A 20,477-nucleotide genomic window follows, 5' to 3' on the forward strand; every position below is an offset into this window, starting at 1 on the left:
GCGGTAACGGCGGGGTGGTCCCGGTTGTTCGGGGACTGCGGGTCCGCGGTGGCTGGCTGGCAACGGAGGGAGGGTCTGCCGCGGGGTTCTTCGGCTTAATTATAGCAGGTCAGAAGGGATTTTGATGGGCTGTCAGGTTGTCTGTAACGGTGTCTCAGGACCGGGTGTCGGGGTGTGGCCCCTGCGGGGCCGAGGTCGTGTCGGTCGCGCTGCGCGCTCTCTCTCAGTAGCAGTATGCACACGGGCCGGCGGAGTGTCCACCCCGCCGGCCCCTCCCCGACACGCTACAGAACGTAACAACGACCCCGGACCAGCATCAGCGAGTGGTCTACACCAGAAAGATCGCCAACAAAAGGGAAACCATCAATTCCCGACCCACCAAACCGACCCAACGTCAAATACCAAAACCGAAACACCCCCTGACCGAATACCAAAAACACAACCCCTCAACCCCCCACCAAAACCGCCCACATACCAAAAGCTCAAACGGGTGAATTGGGGGCTGCGAACCCCTCGAAGTAAGCAGAGTTCCGAGGCGTGGAGGCTATACGGTTCCTATTCTCGGACCTGACTCTGGATGGTGTCGCACACGGCAGAACCTGGGGTCAGGGCCGGTTCTCTGCTGCCCGCTCGGGCTGCTGCGAGGGCCTCCTGAATCGTCGGCGTGCCAGCTTTAGAGCGCCCGCCATAGCAACTACGACGGCTGCTTCACCACACACGATAAGAACCACGGTGTAAGCGGCGGCCGTGGGGTGGGAGTGTGCGGTGATCAAGCTTGCGGTGAGGGTCACCGCAAGCGCTCCGCTGTACTTCGTCTGCGCGACGTACGCGCGCTGGTGTCCGTCTCCGAGCCCGTTCGGGGGGCAGCGCTGGACGGCGGTGCCGACGCCTACGAGCAGCAGTGCTCCCGTCAGGCTGGGGGTGGGGAAGGTTTCGGGGTGGGACAGGCCGATGGACAGCCACAGCAGGCCGCCGCCCGTGGCGAAGAAGCCGATGGTCCTGGCCGGCATCCGCAGGCGGGTCGGGAAGGACCGCGGGAAGACGGTGAGCGCGGCAAGCGGCACGGCGAGCAGGAGCAGGGCGGCTGCCGTCCATGCCTCGTAGTCGAAGACCTGCTGCAGGGCGATGGTGCAGTAGAGCCATGCGGTGTACTGCACGGCGCCGCTCACCCATGCCCCGAGCAGCGTTGTCCCGCGGATCCAGTTGGGAGGTGGCGGGATCTCTGTTCTGCGGAGCCGGCGGGAGGCCTTGGCCAGCATGGTCAGCGCGAGAGCCGCGAGGGCCACGACGGAGGGCGACCACCAGCCGTGGGCGGCCGTGAGGCCGATGGCCCAGGCAAAGGCGGTGTGTGCGCCGGCGACCAGCGCCAGCACGACGAAGTCCGCTGCTCCGAGCTCGTCCCACAGCGGCGCGGACCTGAAGTCGGGCAGGAAGGGCAGAGTGATGAGCAGGAGGAGAGCAAAGGCGGCCAGGACCTGGAACGCGATGCGCCATTCCCAGGTGGAGAGGAGCAGTCCCGATGCGGTGACGGCGATCGCGCTGCCGACCGCCACGGCCCACGTGGTCGCCTTGTCGTGTACGGAGTACCAGAACCGGGTGGCGAGCACGACGCCGGCGGCGGAGGCGCACAGTCCCTCGCCCGCGCCTTGCAGCACGCAGCCGGTCATGAGCTGGAGTGCGGACCAGTCCGCTGCGGGGGGCTGGGTGACCCAGGTGTCGTATCCCAGGGTCCAGGAGGCGATCAGCGATCCGATCGCGAGGAGGATCAGTCCCGGCAGCAGGATCAGTCGGGGGCCGTACCGCAGGGCGGCGGGGCGTCCCGCCCAGCCGGTGAGTGCCGCCGCCAGCAGGTTGCAGGTGATCATCGAGGCTGCGACGCCGAGTGTCGAGGACAGGTCGTAGCGGACCGCGGGGACGGCGAGGACGACGGTGACGGCGGTGTACGCGCACAACGCCATGACTACGACGGCGATCACGATCCAGGCCGGTGAAGGGGGGCGGAGGCGGGCCTGGGCCTGGGTGCGGCGGGAGGGCCGGGGCCGGGTGGGTGTCCGCTCCTCGGGAGGGTTCCGTTTGGTGTGCTGTGGGTGCTGCTGCGGCCCCGTGGTGGCGTCTTCGGCTGCTGTGGTGTGCCGGTTAACGAGGTGGGCGTACTCGGGAGTAAATCCGGGGTCTGGCTGCGTTTCCGGGGCGGAAACGGCCTGCTGCCCTTCGAGGAGCCGGCGGTTCTGCTCCTGTAGCACCCCGACTTCGACCAGGAGCAGTCGTGCCTGCTCCTGCTGCTGGGCGAGTTCCGCTTCCACCTGGCGGGTGTAGTCCTGGGCGTGGCGCAGGTTCTCGTCCCGCTCGGCGACATCGTCTTGGAGGGTCCGTTCGGCGCTTTCAGCGTTCTGCGCGCGGTCCAGTGCCTGCCTCAGCTGGTCAGTGAGGTCGACTGCCTGCTCTTCCAGTGCGCTCAGGCGTTCCTCGGAGACGTGATGTGCGTCTTGCTGTTCCTCGCGCACACGGGCGAGTTCTTCCTTCAGCTGGGCGAGCCGGACGGCCGGAGAGCCGTTGGCGAGGTTGGCGCGCTCGCACAGCTCATCCAGCTCCGCCCAGTCGGTGACGGGCAGGTGCGGCTGCTGTGCTTCGAGGAAGGCGCGTATGGCAAGGAGCGTCTTGCGGGAGGCCGTTCGTTCCCCGTTCAGGTACCGGGTGAGCGTCCCCGGGGAGATGTGCAGAGCGGCGGCCACCTTCTTCTGTGTCCCGCCGGCCGCCCGGTAGCCGTGCACGGCCTTGCGTAAGGCGTTCGCGTAGGCGGCCGCCGGTGTCACCTCGGGCGCCGGGGCCTCCTGCGGTACGGCCGTCGGCGTCAGCTCGGGTTCGTCCATCGCCTGTCTTTCAGCCGGCAAGCACTGTCCCCTAACAGCGCAGTTGCCCGATTGTCGTGCATGCGGTGACAGCGCGGGAACACCCCGCCCGGGACGGCCTGATGTTGCCGGTTGACCGGAAACAGCCCGTTGTCACTCCTGCAAGATCCGCTTCCGCCCAAGTGTGGAGACACCGCGCTTCACACCTGGCCGCGGCCCGTCCGCAGGCCTTTACGGGAGGGAACCCTCATGTCCGCCAACGACTCACAGCCCCAGCCCTCGGGCCCGTCCCGGCAGCCGTCGCCCCAAGGGCCGGCCCCGGACCCGCTCCAGACGCTGCTTCTGGCCCTCGTCGTCGTCCTGGTCCTGGGCGCCACCGGCTACCTGTGCGTGGCCCACCCTTCGCTGACCGCCCCGATCGCGGCGGTCGGCGGAGTCGGCGCGGCCCTCGCCACCGCGATCGGCGTCGTGGTCACCAACCGCAGGCACTGACCCGGATGCTCCCGGACGCCGGACGCCGGGGCGGGCGGGGCGCGTCAGCCCCGCCCGCCCCGGCGACGGTCAGGCGCCGATACCGACGGCAGGGACGTAGGCATGGGCGGCGTAGGTGGGCCCGCGCCTATCGCCTACGGCGCGGTTCTGGAGGGGGATAGGCGGTTGGCGCAGCCTGCGGGGTGCCACGCCGGAACGCTTCACGGCGTTGCCGTGCTCGGCCCAGGCGCCTCGTACGTCGCCGTGCTCAAGCTGGCAGTACCTCGCCTCTCACGACGCCAACGGGGTTGCGCCCAGGAGGCCGAGGGCGACCAGAGCCGGCAGGCTCGTACGTCTGACCGACGTGTGCGAGAGGCAAGTTCACCCCTCTGTGGACTCTGGTCCAGGTTTGCCTCGTCCTCGTGAAGGGCTCTGGTCGAATGGTGTTCGCAGTGAAACCCCACAGCGACAACGCCCGACTCGCTGCCTTGCAGGAACGGACTTTTGGCACCCGGTAGGTGATTTGCGCGCATCACACCTTTTCTGAATGTGCGGATGCTGCTAAGAAACCGCAGTTCAGACGTCTTGCGAGCCGCTGCACCGCTTCGACGGGCGCGTAGAGGCTGGCGTGCCCGACCTCACGAAACCCTGGTCGCATCAGCGTCCAGGGCGGTATCCGGCCTGCCCTGCTGGAGATCTTTGGCGGGATCAAACAGGGCAGGCCACGGCGCCTCGGGGAGGCCCTTCATGAACGTACACATCGCACCGCTCACCGCGGCCATCTTTGTGACGAGTGCCGTGGTGGCGTACCTGGTCTACAAGGCGACCGCCAAGGCCCGAGGTCAGGCGCCCGGAACCGGGGGCGACGTGGTCGGCTCCATAGGCTCCGGCGCCGCGGTCTTCGCCGTCCTCATGATCCTGTTCACCGGCGGCACCGACGAGCAGGACGCCATCCCGTCGGCTCCGCCTGCCAGCCGGTCTGCTCCCCAGCCCTTCCCGGCCTCCCATCAACCGTCCGACTCCCTCGTTGGACATGGGACAACAGTCCCGCTGGAGTCCGCCACAACCTCAGCGGCGTAATGCGCGCAACGCCCACGCATGAGGGTGCCCCCGGCCTGCTTGGCCGGGGGCACCCTCATGCGGCAGCAGCACCGCGAGTCAGGCGCCGATGCCGACGGAGGAGACGTAGGCGTAGGCGGCGTAGTCGGAGTCGAGGTCGGTGATGACGTCGTCCCAGATCTCGTCGACCATGGCCTCGTTGCGGGCGGCCCAGGCGTGGACGAGGTCGGGCCAGATGTACCGGACGGTGATGGAGCGATCGCTGAGGGGGCGGCTGTACTTGGAATCGACGTGACTCTGGTCGACCGGATAGATCTCCATCCGGCGACCGCGGCCGTCGTTGTCGAGGTGCCGGGCCAGCCAGCCGGAGCGGATCAGGTTCTCCCGCCGGCGCCACCAGTACGCCGCGTCGATCCGCTCCCTGGACGCCGGAGAAGGCACGGCCTTGCCACGCGCCCAGGAGCGCAGGGAGCGGGTGCTGACGCCCTGTTCGGCGAGGGCTTCGCGGCCGGCGGGGCTGTCGAGATACCGCAGGCGGGCAGCCAGGCCGCGCCGGGACGTGACGGGCGAGGTGATACCCGAGGAGTGCACGATCCGGTTGAGCTCCAGGATCAGGGCCTCCCCGCCCTTCATCCCGCGGGCGTCATGCCTCTGCCATTCGCCCCAGCGGGACCACAGGTCCTCGGAACCCGCCATCAGCGCTTACCCCCCAGCGTGTAAGTCTGCTTTTCCTTCACCTGGTTCAGGTCCCGGCCCTCGGCGAAAACTGTCCGCCAATCGCCGATGACGTGAAGTTCGTCGGTGCCGGAGATTTCCACGACCTGCAATCCGGCCTTATGGATTTTGTTGGCTTTCATCCACAGATTCGCGAATGCTTTCGCGCGCATGATGTGCATCCAGTCCGGGCGCCGCATATCACGGTTCGCGGTGGATTCGCCCAGGGTGGAGACCAGCTTAGAATACATGGATTTCACATAGTTGACGGTCAGTTCGTCGCCCTCAGCGAGAGCGGTTTTCCGGACTTCCGCCAGGGCGCGGCGGAGTTTTTCCAGCAGGACTTCGGTGCCGCCGGAGACGAGGGAGCGGTGAATGGTCGGGGCGTCGGCGAGGTCGTCGCGGGCGCAGTCGAGGAGGAGGCGGAGGGTGGATTCGGTGACCCACAACTCGCCCGGCTCCATCCGGTTGCCGAGCGGGTTGGGCAGGTCGGTGTGCTCCCACTCGGCCGGGGTGATGAGGTGGACCCCGGATTTTTTGCGGTCGTGGACGCCGCTGGTGTCCTCCTTGAGTTGGCCGATCGGGAGCCAGCACTTGAAGGCCGACAGGTAGGCGGCGTTCATATCCAGGGCCGTCACCTCGAAGGTCTCACCCTTCTTGGCCGCCTGGAAGACATGGGGGTTGCGCCACTTCGGACGGCCCTCCCAGATCTCATCCGCACCCTTCTGCGAGCGCTTGCGCAGCACGTCGGCGGTCGGCGGGAACTCGGAATGCTCGTACCGGCCCCCGACCCGCGATTCCTTGAACAGCTTCATGACGTCGGGGATCGCGGACTTGGTCAGCGCGGCCTGGGCGGCCTCCACGTCACCCTCGCACTCCTGCAGAGCGGCGTGGACGTTGCCGGCAATCTGGTCGGTCAGCGTCCCGGACGCGTACGTACGCGGCCCCCGCACCACCGCCGGACCCGCCTTGGCCGGCCTCTCCTTGACCGGCTCCGGCGCAGGTTCGGCCTCCGGCGCCGGCTCCGTCGCGACGAGCTCCGCCGTGGCTTCCGGCGCGGGGGCTGGAGGGGCGGCGGGGAGCTGCTGCGGCACGGGGGCCGGTGCGGGTGCTACCGGGGCCGCCGCCGGGCCCGGGGTTGCGGCGGCGATGGCTGCCGCGCACTCCTCAGCGCTCAGGTGCTGCGGGAACCCGTCAACCTCCTCGCTGCACGGCTGCCCGCACAACACGCACAGCAGCATGTGCGCAGCGGTCAGCGGGGAGGGCGCCTGCGGGGGCTGGGCCGGGAGCTGCACGGCCGCGAGGGGGAGTTGCGCGGCCGGGGCGGTGGGCGGGGCGGGGACGCCGGAGGGGCGCAGTGCGGGGGTCGAGCCGTGGAGTACGCCGACTGCGTGGGTGGGGCCGGCGAGGAGGTCCAGGACGTGGAGACCGAAATGCGCGGCCAGGCCGTCGACGTCCTCCAGCGACCAGTGCTGCCGGCCGGCCTGCTTGCGGGAGATCTGTGCCTGCGAGAGACCGAGGCCGTCGGCGAGAACGTTCTGCCGCTCACCGGTACGCGTCATCAACGCAGCGACCGTCAGCCTGAGGAGCTCTTCCGTACCCATCACCATGATGCGACCCTAGCCCATTTCATGCGGATACCGCATGGCGCATACGTAAATCGATGCCGCGGCTTGGGTGGAGAGGGGAGTTGCTCTCAAGTGCCGTTCCCGGGACGGTGACGCGGTGGATGTACCGCCCCACGGCACTGACGCTGCACTTCATGAACGCCCCACACAGCGGCGCCCTGGAGTGAGGCCGTTCAGATGCCCCCGAGCCGGCGGCATGCCGCCTCGACCAGGGCGCTGCCGGAATACCCGAGGGGGTTCGTCAGGACGGCGTCGATGACGTGGGCGGTGATCTGGGCGAAGGCGCGGAAGTTGCCCCGTGCGCAGCGTTCGTCGGCTCGGGCGATGTGCTGTGGCGGCACCCTGCCCCAGAGCGGGTGGAAGGCGGGCAGGACGGCCTGGGCCTGAGCGGGGGTGAGCGGCGGGATGTGCTGGCGGGTCAGGATGCGGGAGGCGAGCTCTGGTATCCGCTGGAGGGCTTGGGTGCTTCCGGTTCCGGCCAGGATGAGGGTGGTGGGTGCGCCGGGGTCGGCTGCCAGGCGGCAGAGGTATTCCAGGGCGGGCGGGGACAGCCGTTGGATGTCGTCGCACACCAGCACGTGCGGGCTGCGCAGCGCGGTGGCCAGGGCCTGGTCGGTGGTGTTGCGCCGGTTGTCGGAGCGCACCTTGAGTGCGAGTGCTCCGGCGATCGCGTGGCGTAGCTGGGCGATCGTGGCGCCCACGGGTATCGGGACCCGGCGCACGTCCGGGCCGGGCGGCAGTCGGGCGAGGGCGTACTGCAGGGCGATGGTCTTGCCGGTCCCCGGGGCGCCGTCGATGTTCATCACGCCGCCAGCGGCCACGACGTGCCGCAGGGCGGAGGCGGTCTGTTCCAGGGCGTCGGTGACCACCACGTCCGCTTCGGGGATCAGCGTGTCCACGCCCGCCGCAGCGCAGTCGGGGCCAGCCACGAAGGGATGGTCGCCCTCGCAGGGGCAACGGCGGGCCCGGTACAGAGGCGTGGACAGGTCCGCGGCAGGGCGGGGACCCGGCTTCCGGCCGCGCCTCAGATCGTGTTCGGCTGCCACCAGAGTGTCCATCCGGGCCCACACCGTCTCGTCCCAGGCGGGGGCCTTCAACAACCATCCCGCGCGGGCGGGCGGGGTCCGGGGCGGGGGTTCGTCGCGTGCCTGCCACAGCCAGCGTGTCACCGTCTTCACCGGAACCCGGGCAAGGTGCGCCGCGGCGTGACGGTGCGGGCCCAGCAGCCGGCCTGCCTCGTCGATCGCGAGGAGGCGCTCCACCAACACCGCATGGGACAACATGCCGTCCCGGATCACCTGCGTCATCCGTCAGCCCCTCATCGGACGGAGGAAGCCGGCGCCGTCGTGGCGGCCAGGTGTCGGGAGCGTGCGGACTCTCGCACGGTGCCCGCAGTGTTCGGTCGATGGGCTGTTGGGTGCGGCCGCCGTGCCGGCGGTCATCCCAGGCGGCTGAAGGCCCACCGCAGAACCTCCCTGTCGACCTGTGCGCGCCCCGTGCGGGCCAGGGCAGTGCGCAGATGGGCGGTCAGTCTCGCCCAGTTGCGGAAGTTGCCGTGGGCGGCGTGTTCGTCGGCGAAGGTGATGTCGGCGGGGTCGGTGTCCTGCCAGATGGGGTGGAAGAGAGGGACGACCTCCAGGACCTCGTTCGGGGTGAGGCGGGTGAAGTGCTGCCAGATGAAGATCCGGGAGGACAGCATCGGCTCGCGGTGCAGCACGGTGTGGCAGCCCTCGCCGCCGACGAAGATGATCGCGAGTTGTGTGGCGGGTTCGTCCCACAGGTAGCGGAAGTATTCGAATGCCTCCCCGCTGAGCCACTGGGCCTCGTCGACCAGGAAGGTGCGGGGGTGTTCGGCCAGTGCGGTCTTGAGCAGGCGGTCGAATTCGCTGGGGTGGCGTGGTGGTTCGCCGGGCAGGCCGAGCGCGGTGAACAGTTCGTAGCGCACCGCGCGGGCGGTGGGCCGGGCACGGAAGGTGATCTTGTGGATGTCCTCGCCGGGTTCGAGTTCGCGCAGGCAGGTGTTGACGGCGAGGGTCTTGCCGAAGCCTGCGCCGCCGTGGATGCACATCATGGCGCGGGCGGCGACGGTGTCGCCGATGTTCTCCCGGGCAGTGAGCAGGGCGCGGGTGGCGACCACGCAGGCGTCCGGGAGGTCGGCGTACTGGTAGGTCGGGACGGTCACCGTGGTTCTCCCTCGCCGGTGGTGTCGGCGCCGGCGGCAGTGCCGGGGCTGTGGGCGTCGGCAGTGCCTGGACGGGGCTGCTCGTCGGCGGTCGGCCCACTCGCAGGGGCGGGGCGGGTGCGGGCGGCGAGGGAAGGCGGGGTGCGCCAGCCGGCGGGCGGCGCGGCTGGCGGGATCAGGTCCGGCAACGCCAGCCGCGACAGATCCGCCGTCTTCTCCTCGGCAAGTTCCCGGCCCGCTTCCTGTGAGGTGAGAGTGTTCAACCGCTCAGGGCGGGCCGGCCGGGCCTGGGCGGCGTAGCGGTCCTGCTGCGCAGCTCTCAAGTCCTGGCGCAGCCGGCGGGTGCGGGCCGCCCGCGCGGTACGCACCGCGCTGATCTGCTCCGGCGTCGCAGCGTCGGCCGGCTCGGCGGGGCCCAGGTAGCGGCCGGTGGATGCGTCGAACACCTCGATGCGGTGATCGTGGTGCGGCATGAACCGTACGCGCACCCGCTCACCGGCCAGGCCCGTCATCCACGCCGCCACGTAGTCGCGGTTCCTGAAACGGACGCCCTTGGTGGAGAGCACCCGGACGCGGCCGTCGTCCTCCAGGGTGAACGTCCACAACTCGTCCGCGCCGATCTCGCGCAGCGGCGTCGGATCCGCCTCCCACACCTGGAGCGGGGACCGGCCCTTCAACGGTCCCGGGTGGTGGGAGGTGTTCCACCAGGCCACCCAGTCCAACAGGCGGGCGGTGAAGTCCTCGAAGTCCAGGAGCACCTCGTCCGTCGGCCGCGTCCGGCGCCGGCCCGGACGCGGCTGGCGTACGTAGCCGGGCAGCGCGGCCAGGAACATCGACTCCACGGCCCGGTTCAAGCCCTCCACGGTGCCCTTGAGGTGCGGGGTGTACGGGGGCAGGTCCTCCACCTCCACGGCCAGGGCGTCGAACGCGGCGGTCACCGTCCTCGACAGGAAGTCCTTGCCCCGGTCCACGCGTACCTTCTCCGGGAGTCCGCCCTGCGGCCCGAACGGCTCCTCGCGCACCACGGCCGCCCGGAGCGCGGCCAGGACCGACTCCCGCGACGGATGCCCCGGGGTGACCGCCACACCCATGATCGTGTTCGACGCGCAGTCCACGAACCAGGTGACCCACGGCCGGCGCGCAGCGCCCTCTACATCGACCAGGACCGGGGCCTGGACGTGATCGGCCTCCCACACCTGGTTCCGCCATCCCCGCGGCCGGGCCAGGAACACATCATGCTTGCGGGCCTCACGCTCACCACCGGCAAGCCCCGCCCGCTCCCCCGCAGTCAAATCACGACGCAGCGCACGACGCAATGTGGTCAACGACGGCGCAGTCCCAGCAGGCGGCTGCCGGGCAGCACGGCCGGCAAGTTCCCGGTGCACAGCCGCCACGTTCCCGCCCCACAGGGCCAGCAACGCCCGGACCTCAGCGGTAACGGTGAAACGGTCCGCCCGCGCCGCGCGCACGCCGGGCAGGCGTACAGCACCATCGGCGTGAACAGGCTCCGCGAGCCACCGCCACACCGTCCGCTCCGACACCCCCAACGCCCCCGCAGCCAACCGGACATGCCCCGAAGTCAGCGAACCGGTCTCACGCAGCTCCAGCAACCGGCCGACCGCCGCCCCACGCACTCCCCCACGCACCGCATCAGGCAAACCATCCCGCTCCCCCACCCTCCACTCCCGCCGCCGAGCCCGCCCCCCTGCACCAGGCCAAGCCTCACCCTGGACCACCCCACAGGAATCAGAAACACCGTTTCCACGGCAGCAAACCACCCGGGGGTGTGCCAGCCCATGACAGTGACAGCCACACCCGACACCACCTACATGTCAGCGACGCCCACCTCAACCACTCACACCACCAGCACAAACACCCCTGACTGACGACCCATCACTGACACCACCCCCACTGACACAAAACCGGCGCATCGCATCCGGGCGCTAGTGACTCTGGATGAAGCGACATGGGCCGTTGCAGGGCACCGGCGTGTGCGCGGTGTTTGCGCCATCGTCGGGTTCCGGCCGTTCGCCCGGGAGTGCCTGCCCGGTGGTGATCTCCGATGGAACGCTCTGACCAGGAAGGCAGTGTGCCGTCCTGTGAGGAGAGACCATGTCTGACGCCACGCCCGAAGTGACCGACCTCGGCGCGATTCCCGGATCCGGGGACGGCCCCGCGGGACCTGCTCTGGGCTCGATCCCGGTGACCGAGATCCACCCGGAGGCCGACAGCGGCCTGACCGTGGTCGAGCCGGCCGACGTGAAGGCGGAGGACGTGGGCCTGTTCAGCGTTCGCTACAGGGGATCGGTGCCCACCCTCGTCCTCACCGGCGGCACGATCGTCCCCTCCCTGATCACCGTCGTCGACGGCTCCGGAACCATCCTCGCCGAGTACGAGGCACGCCCCGCCCCGAAGCGGATCACGAGCCGGCTGCTTCCCGACGACCAGAACGAACTCGGCTGCGCCACCCCCGACTGCAAGCCCATCAGCCTCACCCGGTAGCGCCACCCGACCCCGGCACGCGCCGCACTTTCCCGGGCGGGAAGGTACGGCGCACGTCCCGGGCGCTGGTGACCGTGGGGGTCAGTGAGTTTCGTTCTGGGCGGCGTTAGCTGCTTCTTCGGCGGCGATGAAGGCGTCGACTTCGGCAGCGTCGGAACCGGCGGCGCGGTTGCCCCAGCCGCGGTGGACGACCAGGAGCTGGTCCTTGGTGCCGTTCTTGGGGTCGCGGTAGACGACGGCGGCGGGCCCCGCCCCGCTGAGGTAGTTCGGGAACTTCTTGTCGGGTGTCCAGTTGCCGTACTTGTCCCTCGAGGACGACCTCACCCAGTGCCCCACACCGCGCGCACCGGACGTACGTCACCGCGACCGGGGTCCGCATCCCGAACGGCAGCTGCTTCACCATCTCCGTGCCATACCCAACGCGGCGGAGTCATGCCGAACACCGTCGAACCGGCCGGCATCCTGTGCCGCACGTTCGGGGCACACTAGTCCGGGACGGACGCTGCGGAGACGTCGCTGCGGATTGGCTGTGCGGCGGCCGTGCCTTGGAGGCTCGTCCAGCCTCGGGGGAAGGGTGAGAGGGCATGCTCGGGTGCGGGGGTGCCCGGCGGCGCGGTGAGTGCCTGTGCTGTGTGCTCCCATGTCGTGGAGCGCAGCACGACCTCCTGGTCGAGCACGTCCGGGCTCAGGCCGAGGATTGCGTCGTGCTGCAGGGCTCGGATGTGGTTGAGGAGTTCGATCGCGGCGACCATGGCCCAGGTGACGAGGGGCACTGCGGCGCGGAAGCGTTCTGCCAGGCCGAACGGGTCGGCTTCGCGGCGCTTTTTGGGATCGTGGTGGACCACGTCCCCGTAGATCCAGGCCCAGGCCAGGTCGTGGTCTGTCAGAGAGGCGGTCTGGCCGGTGGTGGTGTTTGCGACCATCACCGTGTACCCGCTGTCCGCTGCTGGTTTCGTTCGTGCCTGCCACTCAGCGCGTTTCGCCTTGACCTCGCCTGTCTCTCCGGGGAAGTGACGGCAGAAGTAGCCCACTGCTGCCAGGGCCTTCAGGTAGGAACAGGGGTCTTCTTCCAGGAGCAGCGGCCGCACTCGCGCAGCGGCCGACTCGACCAGTTCTTCCGGCGGGAGTTCCTGTCGCACCACGGCCTGCTCGCCCGTCACCGTCACCTTCAGCGAACCTGCGCCGAGCGCGACCAGCCCTTCCCAGTCGGCAGCCAGCGAGTGCTTCTCGACGCGGCGAGCCCGGAGAACGAAGGCCTCCAGGTTCGAGCGGTGACGCTGCTCCATCTCGTGCAAGCTCGCGGCCATCCATCCCCCTCGCGTCGCGCTGACGACTCTCCTACTCCAATTTCGGCCAGCATGGCCGGATAGCCGTGCCCTCGCAATGTGTTTGCCTGGAGGGAAGCCACCTGGGTCGGAGCAGAGGCTAGGACTGCTCGACTTCCGCCATGAGCAGGCGCAGGGTCAGGGAGTGTTTCTCCGGCGGGAGTGCGTCCAGCGCCGTGCGGGCGTGGGCGGTGCCGGCGGTGGTGTCGCCGGAGCGGGCGAGCATCAGGCCGCGGTGCATCTCCAGGTGGGTGGCGAACCGGGGCAGGGTCGCGGGGAGCTCCGCGCGGGCCGCGTCCTGGGCGGTGACGGCTGTGGTCTCGTCGCCGAGGCGGGCGGCGAGCAGGGAGACAAACACGTTGAGGCGCCAGTGGGGGACGGCGTAGTCGGAGGTCTGTTCGTGGGAGCCGGCCCGGTCGAAGATGCGCCGGCCCTGGGCGAGCAGCCGTCTCGCGGTGGCATGGTCGCCCCGGAGGGCGGCGGCATGGGCCTTGCCGAAGACCGCGTTCAGCAGGCCCAGGGACGGGCGGTCGCTGAGGGCGATGGCCTGGTCGGCGAAAACGTCCGCGATCGGGAGGGCGGCGCCCTCGTAGCCGAGGGCGATCGCGGCACGGCCACGGACCCACACACGGGTGTCGACGTCGCCGGAGGCGTCGGCGGCCTTCGCGGCCATCCGGTACCAGTGCACCGCCTTCGCCCCGTCCGAACCCGGGAACGTCTTCGCATACAAGGTCATCAGACGGGCCGCGACCGACCACAGGCGCGGGTCGTCGAGCTGCTGCTGCACGGTGACGAGCTCGGCGCTGACCCGGCGCTGGATGTCGGCGGCGCCCAGGCTCATGTACTCGGTCCCATAGACCGCCAGTTTGGCCTCCCACGCCTCCACGGAGGGGCCACCGGTCAGGCGGGCGGCGAACCCCGCGCTGAGGAGGTCCGAGGCCACCACAGGGGCTATCGCGGCGCCGGCCGCGTCGGTGAGGAACGCACGTCGATCCACTTGACCCTCCAACACAGCCAGGGGCACGTCCAGCACCACGGACAGGCACCGCAGGTAGTAGGCACCCGGCGTCACCGCACCGCGCTCCCACCGGGACACGTACTCGCGGGTCAGGGCGGTGCCGTACCGAATGTTGATTCGGTCGGACAGCCGGCCCTGCGACCATCCTCGCGCGATGCGCAGGTCTCTGATCAAGTCCCCCAGGTCCATCACTCCATCTTGCCCCTACCGATGCCCCTGGTGAGGGGACATCAGATCACCGACGGTATCCGTGCGGGGGCCTGCGGGGACGGTCGAGGAGCGGTGACGGCATGACGTACGACAGCAAGCCCGGAGCGCCCGGCGGAGGCCAGGGCGGCCCGGTGCACGTGACGCTCCCCCGGCTCGACCCCGAACCGGTCCCGGGCTGTTCGCGGTGCGCGGGCGCAGCGGCCCGGCGGGCGGTGTGCCGGCGGACGGGGGACCTCTCCGGGGTCTCGGACTGCAACGTCGACATCCGCCACCACCCCCACGTCGGTGAGCAGGACGTCCGGTGATCGACCGCACCGACATCGGGCACCGCGTCCAGGACGCCTACGGCCGGACCGGGATCCTCCGGGACATCGACCCCACATGGGAAGACCCCTCCGACCCACCCGGCAGCCGCCGCAGGCAGGTGGTGGCATTCATCGCGCCCGAGCACGGCGGACGCGAATGGCACGCCGACCCCACCACCGTCACCCGGGCGTGAGGCAGCAGGCTCCCCGGCACGGCACCACGGCGTCCGTCCCGGCAGCCTTCGTTCAGGACCTCGCCCTCGTCGTGAACAACAGGAGGACGGAACCCGGCTCCGTGAACCGGTTCACGGAGCCGCACAGCACGCTCATCGACACCGAGGTGGCCACGGGCTTGCCCTCGTGGAGTTGCCCACGAGGGTGGACAGGATGTCCACCCTCGTGGGCAACTCGCTACAGTGGAGCCCTGCGGCATGTGCACGCGTGCACACAGATCATGTTCCTGCGTGAACGTTGTCAGTGGCGCGCGGCAGACTGATGTGACGCGGTACGGCGGCCTCTGCCCGGCTCGAACCTTGGACAGAGACCGCCGCGGGTGGAACCCCGCACCTCGCGCCTCTTGGTGTTCCCGCACCAAGGGGCGCGTCGCGTTTTACAGACGGCTGACGAGCATCTCGTACAGCCACACCAAGCACCGGAAGAACCAGTGCGCGGCCTCGTCGGCAACGCCGGCCATGAAGGCCTGGACGAAGCCGGCGAGCAGCATCTCGCGAACGGTGGTGCGGCCCTCACCCCGGACAGGCGGTCGGCCTTCGTCCTCGGAACCGTCGGACGTCGGCTTGTCGCTCTCCGGCATGGGAGCCCCCCAATCAGGACCGCCGTGTGTCTTCAGAAAGGCCGGGCGGACGATCCGTGACACCCGGCCATCCCGAAGCCGCACAAGCGACCCGAATGGGCGCACCCAGAGTATCGGCACCCGCCGACATACCCTGCCGGTGAGCCGCAAAGTTGCGGATCCCTCAGAGGGCGCGGGGCCACGGCACCCGGCCCGGCATTTGCCGCACGAGGTCGGTCGTGGCCTTGTGACCAGCTGTTAGCTGCTCAGTCCCTCGGCCCTCGGCCGACGTTGTCCGTCCTGGTGGTTCGCGCCGGTCTTCGACACGACACGCGAGCGCTTCGCACGCAAGAGCTCCGCGATCGCTACCCGCGAACTTGAACTCGTCCCGAACACCGCATTGGCCAGGGCCTTCTTCTCTCCGGTGAGCTCGTCACCCGTACAACTGGCAGTCGAGGATGCGGTACATGGACGCGTCGTCTCGCCCTGTCAGTCCGCGTGCGCCTGTCCGGAGTCGTGGACATGCCTTCCGGCCTGGTCACAACCTGTGGCAAGGAGGCCCGGCCACGAGCACCTGGGGCTGCACGGACGGCTTCCTGACTTTCTCGATTTCCGGTCCGGGACCGAGGTGCCGACGTCGTCCATGACGATGATGACCGTCCCCTCCATCTGGGTGAGTGCGTCTCGTACACGCGGAAGCGGTCCCACTCAACGTGCAGATGGAGGTGCAGGCGTGCTGTAGATGAGCAAGGCGCCGAAGACGATGATGTCCCTCTGCAAGTGCGCGAACGGCGTCCTGGTCGCGTGACGGTAGTGCTGTGCATCGACCTGTCCGCAGGTCGCGGCGGCCACGCACCTGCTCGGTGATGTCCTTGTAGAAGTCGGTGATGTCTGTGCAGTGACCTACGGGATGCGTTTCTGCTCCTCGCGCTGAAGTGGTCCCTTTGAACACCAACGAGGGCCTCGGAGTTCTTGTAGATCATCCGAGACCTATTCTCGAAGGACGGACCACCTGGTCGTAGTGCTGGGTCGAGACCTGGTACGACAGCTCGCCAAGCTAGAGAAAAGGCGACATGACTTCTGTTCCGACACCCACGACCCGCTGACGGGCCGCGGCCCCATGCGACAGTCGCCGCCCCGGGCACATCTGCGCATCGCCCTGCAGATCAGCGGTGAACGCTCTTGCGAGCCCACCACGGTCGCACGTTCGACCCGGAACTCAGAGGATCGTCGCGGAAATACAGGATGCGACCCGAGCTTCCTGCTCGACGGGTGGCACTCGCCGAGCTTGCTGCCACCGTGCAGCGTGCGCGCTGTCGGCACTGCCGGGGCGGCGGCCAGGTTCTAGCCGAGCCAGACGATGTCCAGGACGGACAGGTGGCGCATCGCACGGTTGGCGAAGTAGATGACGGACAGCTGGCCGGCGGACGCGATCCGGACGTCTTCACCTTCAGGGTCGTCGGGGTCCCACTGGCGGAAGCCCCACGGGTCGGCCGCGGCGGCGTCGAGGAGGTCCCAGACCGTTTCCTCGGCGTGCTCGGGGAGTTCGGCGAGGACCTTCGCGGCCGGTGTCGAGAGGCGGACCGCGTACAGGGGCAGGCTCACCGGCGCCGCCGGCCGCGCAGCTCGGCCATGTCCACGAACCCCGTCTCGTCGTGGCCGGACGCCACGAAGGCGTCGACCGCGGGGGCGGAGGCGAGTCGGGCCTGCCAAACGTGCACGACCTCGTAGAGGGTGGTCAGGGAGAACGTCCGGCGCGACTCCTCCAACGCGGCCGCCCACTCCCTCTCGAACGCCGGCACCCACCGCTCCGCACGCCGATCCGCACGGAGCAGGGCGAGGAGTTCGGCCGGCGCACCGGGCGCAGGCGCGTACGGGGCGGCGGGTGTGTGGTCGGGCTGGGCGCTCATCGGCTCCTCCTGCGGTGGGGTGCTACCGCCACCGTAGAACGCTGCGGCCCAGGCCGTGGAGGTTCGGAACGGATATCGCAGCCCGAACCCGTCTGCGGCCGTGCCGGGGCGCATCAGCAGACTGAGCACGGCACCGCGGTGACTTCCCCGGGACGCCACTTCATCCCGGTACGCGGCGCGGCATGCAAGAAGCCGCCACCCAGAGGGTGACGGCCCAAAAATCCTGATCAAACGCGCCCGTCGACAGCGGGGCAGACCTACACCAGCGCGGTCAGGACGTCCCGTACTTCACCGGCGAAGACAAGCATCCCCACGCCCAGCCCACCGCCGAACGCCAAGTACGCAAAGGCGGCCCGGAAATGAGCGGCGCCCCACTCCTGAACCACGCAAGCACCTGCCACCAGCAAGACGATCCCAGCCAGAACCTGCACAGTCACAAGCCCCACGAAAAACACCTCAGATCGATCGGACCGAAGGTCCACCATCATGCCCAAGTCTTCACCGCGGCACGCCGAGACCGAGTGCGGTCGAAGCACACACACACACTGCTCAGCCGGCCGCCGCAGCCAGCCCCTGCCGAACCGCGGCACGTCGTCCGCGGTCACGTCCAGGCGCAGCCGCTGGAGCCGGAGCGGGTGGCGGTAGATCCCGCCGTGGTCGACGGCCCGGTCGGCGCTTACTCGGCGACCAGGGCAGGGCGCACGAGGGTGGCGTCAAGGGCGTCGCGGCTCCCCCACGCCGCCGAGAAGCGCACGCCCTCCCACGGGTGCCCGGGCGCGGCCGCGGTCAGGTGCTCGGCGACCCGCCGGGCGGCGTCCGGGCGCAGCGGGACGGTCCGGCCCACCGCGCGCAGCCGGCCGTGCCGGTCCTGGCGGCCGAGGACGAGCAGGCCGGGACGGATCAGGGTGCCGGTGATCGCGCCGACCAAGCCCTCGCCCTCGACGAGCGGCCCTCCCTCGGCCTGCTCAACGCCATCTACGGCAAGGCCCACGCCGCCGCCCTCCGCGGCGACCGGGCCGGCGCCCTCGCCCTCGACGAGCGCGGGCGGCGGGTCTTCGACTCGGCCGGCACCCACGAGCAGACCTCCGACTACGCCGTGCCGTGGTGGCGGCTCAACGTGTTCCGGTCCCTGCTCCTGGCCCGCCTTGGCGAGGAGAAAGCCGCGACCGAGGCGCAGGATCAGGCCCTCGCCGAACTCCCCGCCACCCTGCCCCGCTTCGCAACGCACCTGGAGCTCCACCGAGGGTTGATGCTCGCCCGGTCCGGCGACCGGGCGGGCGGTGTCGCGCACGCCACCACCGCGATGGAGGCCCTGCCGCCCGAGAAGCACAGCCTGACCCTGCGGATGCTGGTCAACGAGATCCGGGCCTGACCGGCCCCCGGCACATCCGAGGGCACACACCGGGACCGGCCGGAGCCGACCCGCGCAGCGGACCGGTCTCGGTGTCGCGGCGGTGCTCGTACTCCTGGCAGCGGGCTGGCGGATGCGGCCGGAAAACCCCGCCCAGGTTCGGAGGATTCTTGTCGTATCGCGGGCGAGTCGCATACGTTGACCTGCATGTACAGGGGGATGGAGCTAGCGGGCCGCTACCGGCTCGAGAGCCGGTTGGGGCACGGCGGCATGGGCGAGGTGTGGGCGGCGTCCGATCTGAGGCTGCGCCGTACCGTCGCGGTCAAGACGGTGCTCACCTCCCATCTGCGTGACGAACGGCTCGCTGCCCAGGTCCTGGCCCGCTTCCGCCGTGAGGGCGAAGCAGCCGCCCGGCTGAACCACCGCAACATCGCCGTCGTCCACGACCTGGGCGAGCACCGGGAGACGAGCGCCGACGGGCAGGTGGAAGTCTCTCCGTTCCTCGTCATGGAGTTCCTGGAAGGTCGTGATCTCGCGACGGTCCTGCGCGAGGACCACCCCGGCGGGCTTCCCCTGGAGCAGGTGGTGGAGTACGGCGCCCAGGTGTGCGACGGGCTGGCCGCCGCCCACACGCGGAACATCGTCCACCGCGACATCAAGCCAGCCAACCTCATGCTGCTCGACGACGGCACCGTCAAGATCTGCGACTTCGGGATCGCCCAGGTCCAGGACGGCACGATCGGCCTGACCATGACCGGAGCGCTGCTCGGCAGCCCTCACTACATGGCTCCCGAGCAGCTCAGAGGCCAGACACCGACGCACTCGGCCGACCTGTATGCCCTGGGTGCCAGCCTCTACGAGCTCCTCACCGGGCGCCCCCTGTTCACCGCGGACTCCGCGTACGCCGTCATCGCCATGCATCTGTCCACCACTCCCGAACCGCCCAGCACCCGCCAGCCCGCAATCCCGCCCGACATCGACAACCTCATCACCTCCCTTATTGCCAAAGACCCCGCCGGCCGTCCCCCCACCGCCAAAGACGTCGCCGCACGCCTGCGCACCGCCCACCTCGCACCCGGGCCCACCCCCGTGCCGGCAGCGGAGGCGTCGGAAACCGACGAGCAGCACCTCCAACGGGCCGCCGAAGCCGGAGACTCCGACGCCATGTTCAGCCTCGCGTGGCTGCTGCAAGAGGCTGACCGCATCGACGAGGCAGAAACCTGGTACCGGAAGGCCGCCGACGCCGGACAGATCGACGTCATGAACAACCTCGGCGTGCTGCTGGAAAACACCGGCCGCACCAACGAGGCAGAAACCTGGTACCGAAAAGCCGCCGACGCCGGACAGATCGACGCCATGAACAACCTCGGCGTGCTGCTGGAAAACACCGGCCGCACCAACGAGGCAGAAACCTGGTACCGAAAAGCCGCCGACGCCGGAAACACCGACGCCATGCACGGCCTCGGAGTGCTGCTGGCCGGCACCGGCCGCACCGACGAAGCAGAAACCTGGTACCGGAAAGCCGCCGACGCCGGGAGCACCGACGCCATGAACGACCTCGGAGCGCTGCTGCATAACACTGGCCGCGAGACCGAGGCGCAACCCTGGTTCCAGCGCGCCGCCGAAGCCGGACACACCAACGCCATGAACAACCTCGCACTGCTGCTGGTGAACACTGGCCGCGAGACCGAGGCGGAACCCTGGTACGAACGCGCCGCCGACGCCGGAAACACCGAAGCCATGAACAACCTCGGGGTGCTGCTGGTGAACACTGGCCGCGAGACCGAGGCAGAACCCTGGTACGAACGCGCCGCCGACGCCGGAAACACCAAGGCCATGAACAACCTCGGGGTGCTGCTGGTGAACACTGGCCGCGAGACCGAGGCGGAACCCTGGTACGAACGCGCCGCCGAAGCCGGACACGCCGACACCATGAACAACCTCGCACTGCTGCTGGTGAACACTGGCCGCGAGACCGAGGCGGAACCCTGGTTCCAGCGCGCCGCCAACACCGGACACACCAACGCCATGAACAACCTCGCAGTGCTGCTGCGGGACACTGGCCGCGGGACCGAGGCAGAAGCCTGGTACCAGCGCGCGGCCAGCACCCCGGACGGTGAAATCCGGGCCTGACCGGCGCCCGGCGCATCCGAGGGTGCG

General features: G+C 69.6%; 21 protein-coding genes. 7 read left to right on the forward strand and 14 right to left on the reverse strand.

The features are described 5' to 3' along the window. Nucleotides 1-605: 605 nt before the first annotated feature. A complete protein-coding gene (locus OG444_RS40245) occupies nt 606-2,870 on the reverse strand; it encodes an MFS transporter (RefSeq protein WP_327260043.1) in 2,265 nt (754 codons plus the stop codon). 228 nt (nt 2,871-3,098) lie between these two features. Between OG444_RS40245 and OG444_RS40250 the strand changes: the two genes are divergently transcribed. Together OG444_RS40250 and OG444_RS40255 are read left to right on the forward strand one after the other, a co-directional pair. Next, nucleotides 3,099-3,341, forward strand: coding sequence for a hypothetical protein (locus OG444_RS40250; protein ID WP_327260044.1), 243 nt, complete (start codon nt 3,099-3,101; stop codon nt 3,339-3,341). A 726-nt stretch (nt 3,342-4,067) separates the two neighbouring features. After that, entirely contained in the window at nt 4,068-4,400 is a 333-nt protein-coding gene (locus OG444_RS40255; RefSeq protein ID WP_327260045.1) for a hypothetical protein, read from the forward strand. 78 nt (nt 4,401-4,478) lie between these two features. On the opposite strand, the gene OG444_RS40260 is transcribed toward OG444_RS40255, so the two are convergent. The 5 genes from OG444_RS40260 to OG444_RS40280 all read right to left on the reverse strand — a co-directional run bounded on the left by OG444_RS40260 (nt 4,479) and on the right by OG444_RS40280 (nt 10,537). Then, a complete protein-coding gene (locus tag OG444_RS40260; RefSeq protein ID WP_327260046.1) occupies nt 4,479-5,075 on the reverse strand; it encodes a hypothetical protein in 597 nt (198 codons plus the stop codon). Next, nucleotides 5,075-6,703 (reverse strand): acyltransferase, encoded by a 1,629-nt coding sequence (locus tag OG444_RS40265; RefSeq protein ID WP_327260047.1) that lies wholly within the window; start codon nt 6,701-6,703, stop codon nt 5,075-5,077. Before OG444_RS40265 ends, OG444_RS40260 begins: the two co-directional genes overlap by 1 nt. Before the next feature lie 191 nt (nt 6,704-6,894). After that, entirely contained in the window at nt 6,895-8,028 is a 1,134-nt protein-coding gene (locus OG444_RS40270; RefSeq protein WP_327260048.1) for an ATP-binding protein, read from the reverse strand. Nucleotides 8,029-8,159: 131 nt separating this feature from the next. Next, nucleotides 8,160-8,903, reverse strand: a complete 744-nt coding sequence (locus OG444_RS40275; protein WP_327260049.1) for an ATP-binding protein — start codon at nt 8,901-8,903, stop codon at nt 8,160-8,162. Continuing rightward, nucleotides 8,900-10,537, reverse strand: a complete 1,638-nt coding sequence (locus OG444_RS40280) for a transposase (protein WP_442810735.1) — start codon at nt 10,535-10,537, stop codon at nt 8,900-8,902. The genes OG444_RS40275 and OG444_RS40280 overlap by 4 nt, the downstream gene beginning before the upstream one ends. Before the next feature lie 478 nt (nt 10,538-11,015). Here OG444_RS40280 and OG444_RS40285 point away from each other — a divergent pair, with 478 nt between their 5' ends. Then, nucleotides 11,016-11,405 (forward strand): hypothetical protein, encoded by a 390-nt coding sequence (locus OG444_RS40285; protein ID WP_327267163.1) that lies wholly within the window; start codon nt 11,016-11,018, stop codon nt 11,403-11,405. A gap of 81 nt (nt 11,406-11,486) precedes the next feature. Here OG444_RS40285 and OG444_RS40290 read toward each other — a convergent pair whose 3' ends face one another. The 3 genes from OG444_RS40290 to OG444_RS40300 form a co-directional block, all read right to left on the reverse strand. Next, complete coding sequence (locus tag OG444_RS40290; protein ID WP_327267164.1) at nt 11,487-11,729, reverse strand: hypothetical protein; 243 nt, start codon at nt 11,727-11,729, stop codon at nt 11,487-11,489. Nucleotides 11,730-11,890: 161 nt separating this feature from the next. Next, nucleotides 11,891-12,712 (reverse strand): hypothetical protein, encoded by an 822-nt coding sequence (locus tag OG444_RS40295; protein WP_327267165.1) that lies wholly within the window; start codon nt 12,710-12,712, stop codon nt 11,891-11,893. Between the two features lie 118 nt (nt 12,713-12,830). Then, a complete protein-coding gene (locus OG444_RS40300) occupies nt 12,831-13,937 on the reverse strand; it encodes a helix-turn-helix domain-containing protein (protein WP_327267166.1) in 1,107 nt (368 codons plus the stop codon). 101 nt (nt 13,938-14,038) lie between these two features. On the opposite strand from OG444_RS40300, the gene OG444_RS40305 reads away from it, so the two are divergent. Next, nucleotides 14,039-14,263: a hypothetical protein gene (locus tag OG444_RS40305; protein WP_327267167.1), complete on the forward strand. Its 225-nt coding sequence runs from the start codon at nt 14,039-14,041 to the stop codon at nt 14,261-14,263. Beyond that, nucleotides 14,260-14,457: a hypothetical protein gene (locus OG444_RS40310; RefSeq protein ID WP_327267168.1), complete on the forward strand. Its 198-nt coding sequence runs from the start codon at nt 14,260-14,262 to the stop codon at nt 14,455-14,457. The genes OG444_RS40305 and OG444_RS40310 overlap by 4 nt, the downstream gene beginning before the upstream one ends. Nucleotides 14,458-14,873: 416 nt before the next feature. On the opposite strand, the gene OG444_RS40315 is transcribed toward OG444_RS40310, so the two are convergent. From OG444_RS40315 to OG444_RS40335, 5 genes are all read right to left on the reverse strand, one after another. Further along, complete coding sequence (locus tag OG444_RS40315) at nt 14,874-15,077, reverse strand: hypothetical protein (RefSeq protein ID WP_327267169.1); 204 nt, start codon at nt 15,075-15,077, stop codon at nt 14,874-14,876. 1,323 nt (nt 15,078-16,400) lie between these two features. Then, nucleotides 16,401-16,661 carry a hypothetical protein gene (locus OG444_RS40320; protein ID WP_327267170.1) on the reverse strand — a complete coding sequence of 87 codons (261 nt, stop codon included), beginning with the start codon at nt 16,659-16,661 and terminating at the stop codon, nt 16,401-16,403. After that, the gene (locus OG444_RS40325) at nt 16,658-16,966 is read right to left on the reverse strand and encodes a DUF6247 family protein (RefSeq protein ID WP_327267171.1); all 309 of its coding nucleotides are present in this window, start codon (nt 16,964-16,966) and stop codon (nt 16,658-16,660) included. The genes OG444_RS40320 and OG444_RS40325 overlap by 4 nt, the downstream gene beginning before the upstream one ends. A 257-nt stretch (nt 16,967-17,223) precedes the next feature. Next, nucleotides 17,224-17,454: a hypothetical protein gene (locus OG444_RS40330; RefSeq protein WP_327267172.1), complete on the reverse strand. Its 231-nt coding sequence runs from the start codon at nt 17,452-17,454 to the stop codon at nt 17,224-17,226. A 188-nt stretch (nt 17,455-17,642) separates the two neighbouring features. Then, the gene (locus tag OG444_RS40335) at nt 17,643-17,810 is read right to left on the reverse strand and encodes a hypothetical protein (protein ID WP_327267173.1); all 168 of its coding nucleotides are present in this window, start codon (nt 17,808-17,810) and stop codon (nt 17,643-17,645) included. Nucleotides 17,811-17,825: 15 nt separating this feature from the next. Here OG444_RS40335 and OG444_RS40340 point away from each other — a divergent pair, with 15 nt between their 5' ends. Both OG444_RS40340 and OG444_RS40345 read left to right on the forward strand, forming a co-directional pair. Then, complete coding sequence (locus OG444_RS40340) at nt 17,826-18,338, forward strand: hypothetical protein (RefSeq protein ID WP_442810805.1); 513 nt, start codon at nt 17,826-17,828, stop codon at nt 18,336-18,338. Between the two features lie 186 nt (nt 18,339-18,524). Continuing rightward, the gene (locus OG444_RS40345) at nt 18,525-20,450 is read left to right on the forward strand and encodes a serine/threonine-protein kinase (RefSeq protein ID WP_327267174.1); all 1,926 of its coding nucleotides are present in this window, start codon (nt 18,525-18,527) and stop codon (nt 20,448-20,450) included. Nucleotides 20,451-20,477: the final 27 nt, after the last annotated feature.

The organism is Streptomyces sp. NBC_01232, assembly GCF_035989885.1.
Classification (GTDB): domain Bacteria; phylum Actinomycetota; class Actinomycetes; order Streptomycetales; family Streptomycetaceae; genus Streptomyces.

Coding starts and splice junctions, on each gene's coding strand:
- OG444_RS40245 (WP_327260043.1), bottom strand. CDS start 2,870: ATGGACGAACCCGAGCTGACGCCGACGGCCGTACCGCAGGAGGCCCCG.
- OG444_RS40250 (WP_327260044.1), top strand. CDS start 3,099: ATGTCCGCCAACGACTCACAGCCCCAGCCCTCGGGCCCGTCCCGGCAG.
- OG444_RS40255 (WP_327260045.1), top strand. CDS start 4,068: ATGAACGTACACATCGCACCGCTCACCGCGGCCATCTTTGTGACGAGT.
- OG444_RS40260 (WP_327260046.1), bottom strand. CDS start 5,075: ATGGCGGGTTCCGAGGACCTGTGGTCCCGCTGGGGCGAATGGCAGAGG.
- OG444_RS40265 (WP_327260047.1), bottom strand. CDS start 6,703: ATGGTGATGGGTACGGAAGAGCTCCTCAGGCTGACGGTCGCTGCGTTG.
- OG444_RS40270 (WP_327260048.1), bottom strand. CDS start 8,028: ATGACGCAGGTGATCCGGGACGGCATGTTGTCCCATGCGGTGTTGGTG.
- OG444_RS40285 (WP_327267163.1), top strand. CDS start 11,016: ATGTCTGACGCCACGCCCGAAGTGACCGACCTCGGCGCGATTCCCGGA.
- OG444_RS40295 (WP_327267165.1), bottom strand. CDS start 12,712: ATGGCCGCGAGCTTGCACGAGATGGAGCAGCGTCACCGCTCGAACCTG.
- OG444_RS40300 (WP_327267166.1), bottom strand. CDS start 13,937: ATGGACCTGGGGGACTTGATCAGAGACCTGCGCATCGCGCGAGGATGG.
- OG444_RS40305 (WP_327267167.1), top strand. CDS start 14,039: ATGACGTACGACAGCAAGCCCGGAGCGCCCGGCGGAGGCCAGGGCGGC.
- OG444_RS40315 (WP_327267169.1), bottom strand. CDS start 15,077: ATGCCGGAGAGCGACAAGCCGACGTCCGACGGTTCCGAGGACGAAGGC.
- OG444_RS40325 (WP_327267171.1), bottom strand. CDS start 16,966: ATGAGCGCCCAGCCCGACCACACACCCGCCGCCCCGTACGCGCCTGCG.
- OG444_RS40330 (WP_327267172.1), bottom strand. CDS start 17,454: ATGATGGTGGACCTTCGGTCCGATCGATCTGAGGTGTTTTTCGTGGGG.
- OG444_RS40345 (WP_327267174.1), top strand. CDS start 18,525: ATGTACAGGGGGATGGAGCTAGCGGGCCGCTACCGGCTCGAGAGCCGG.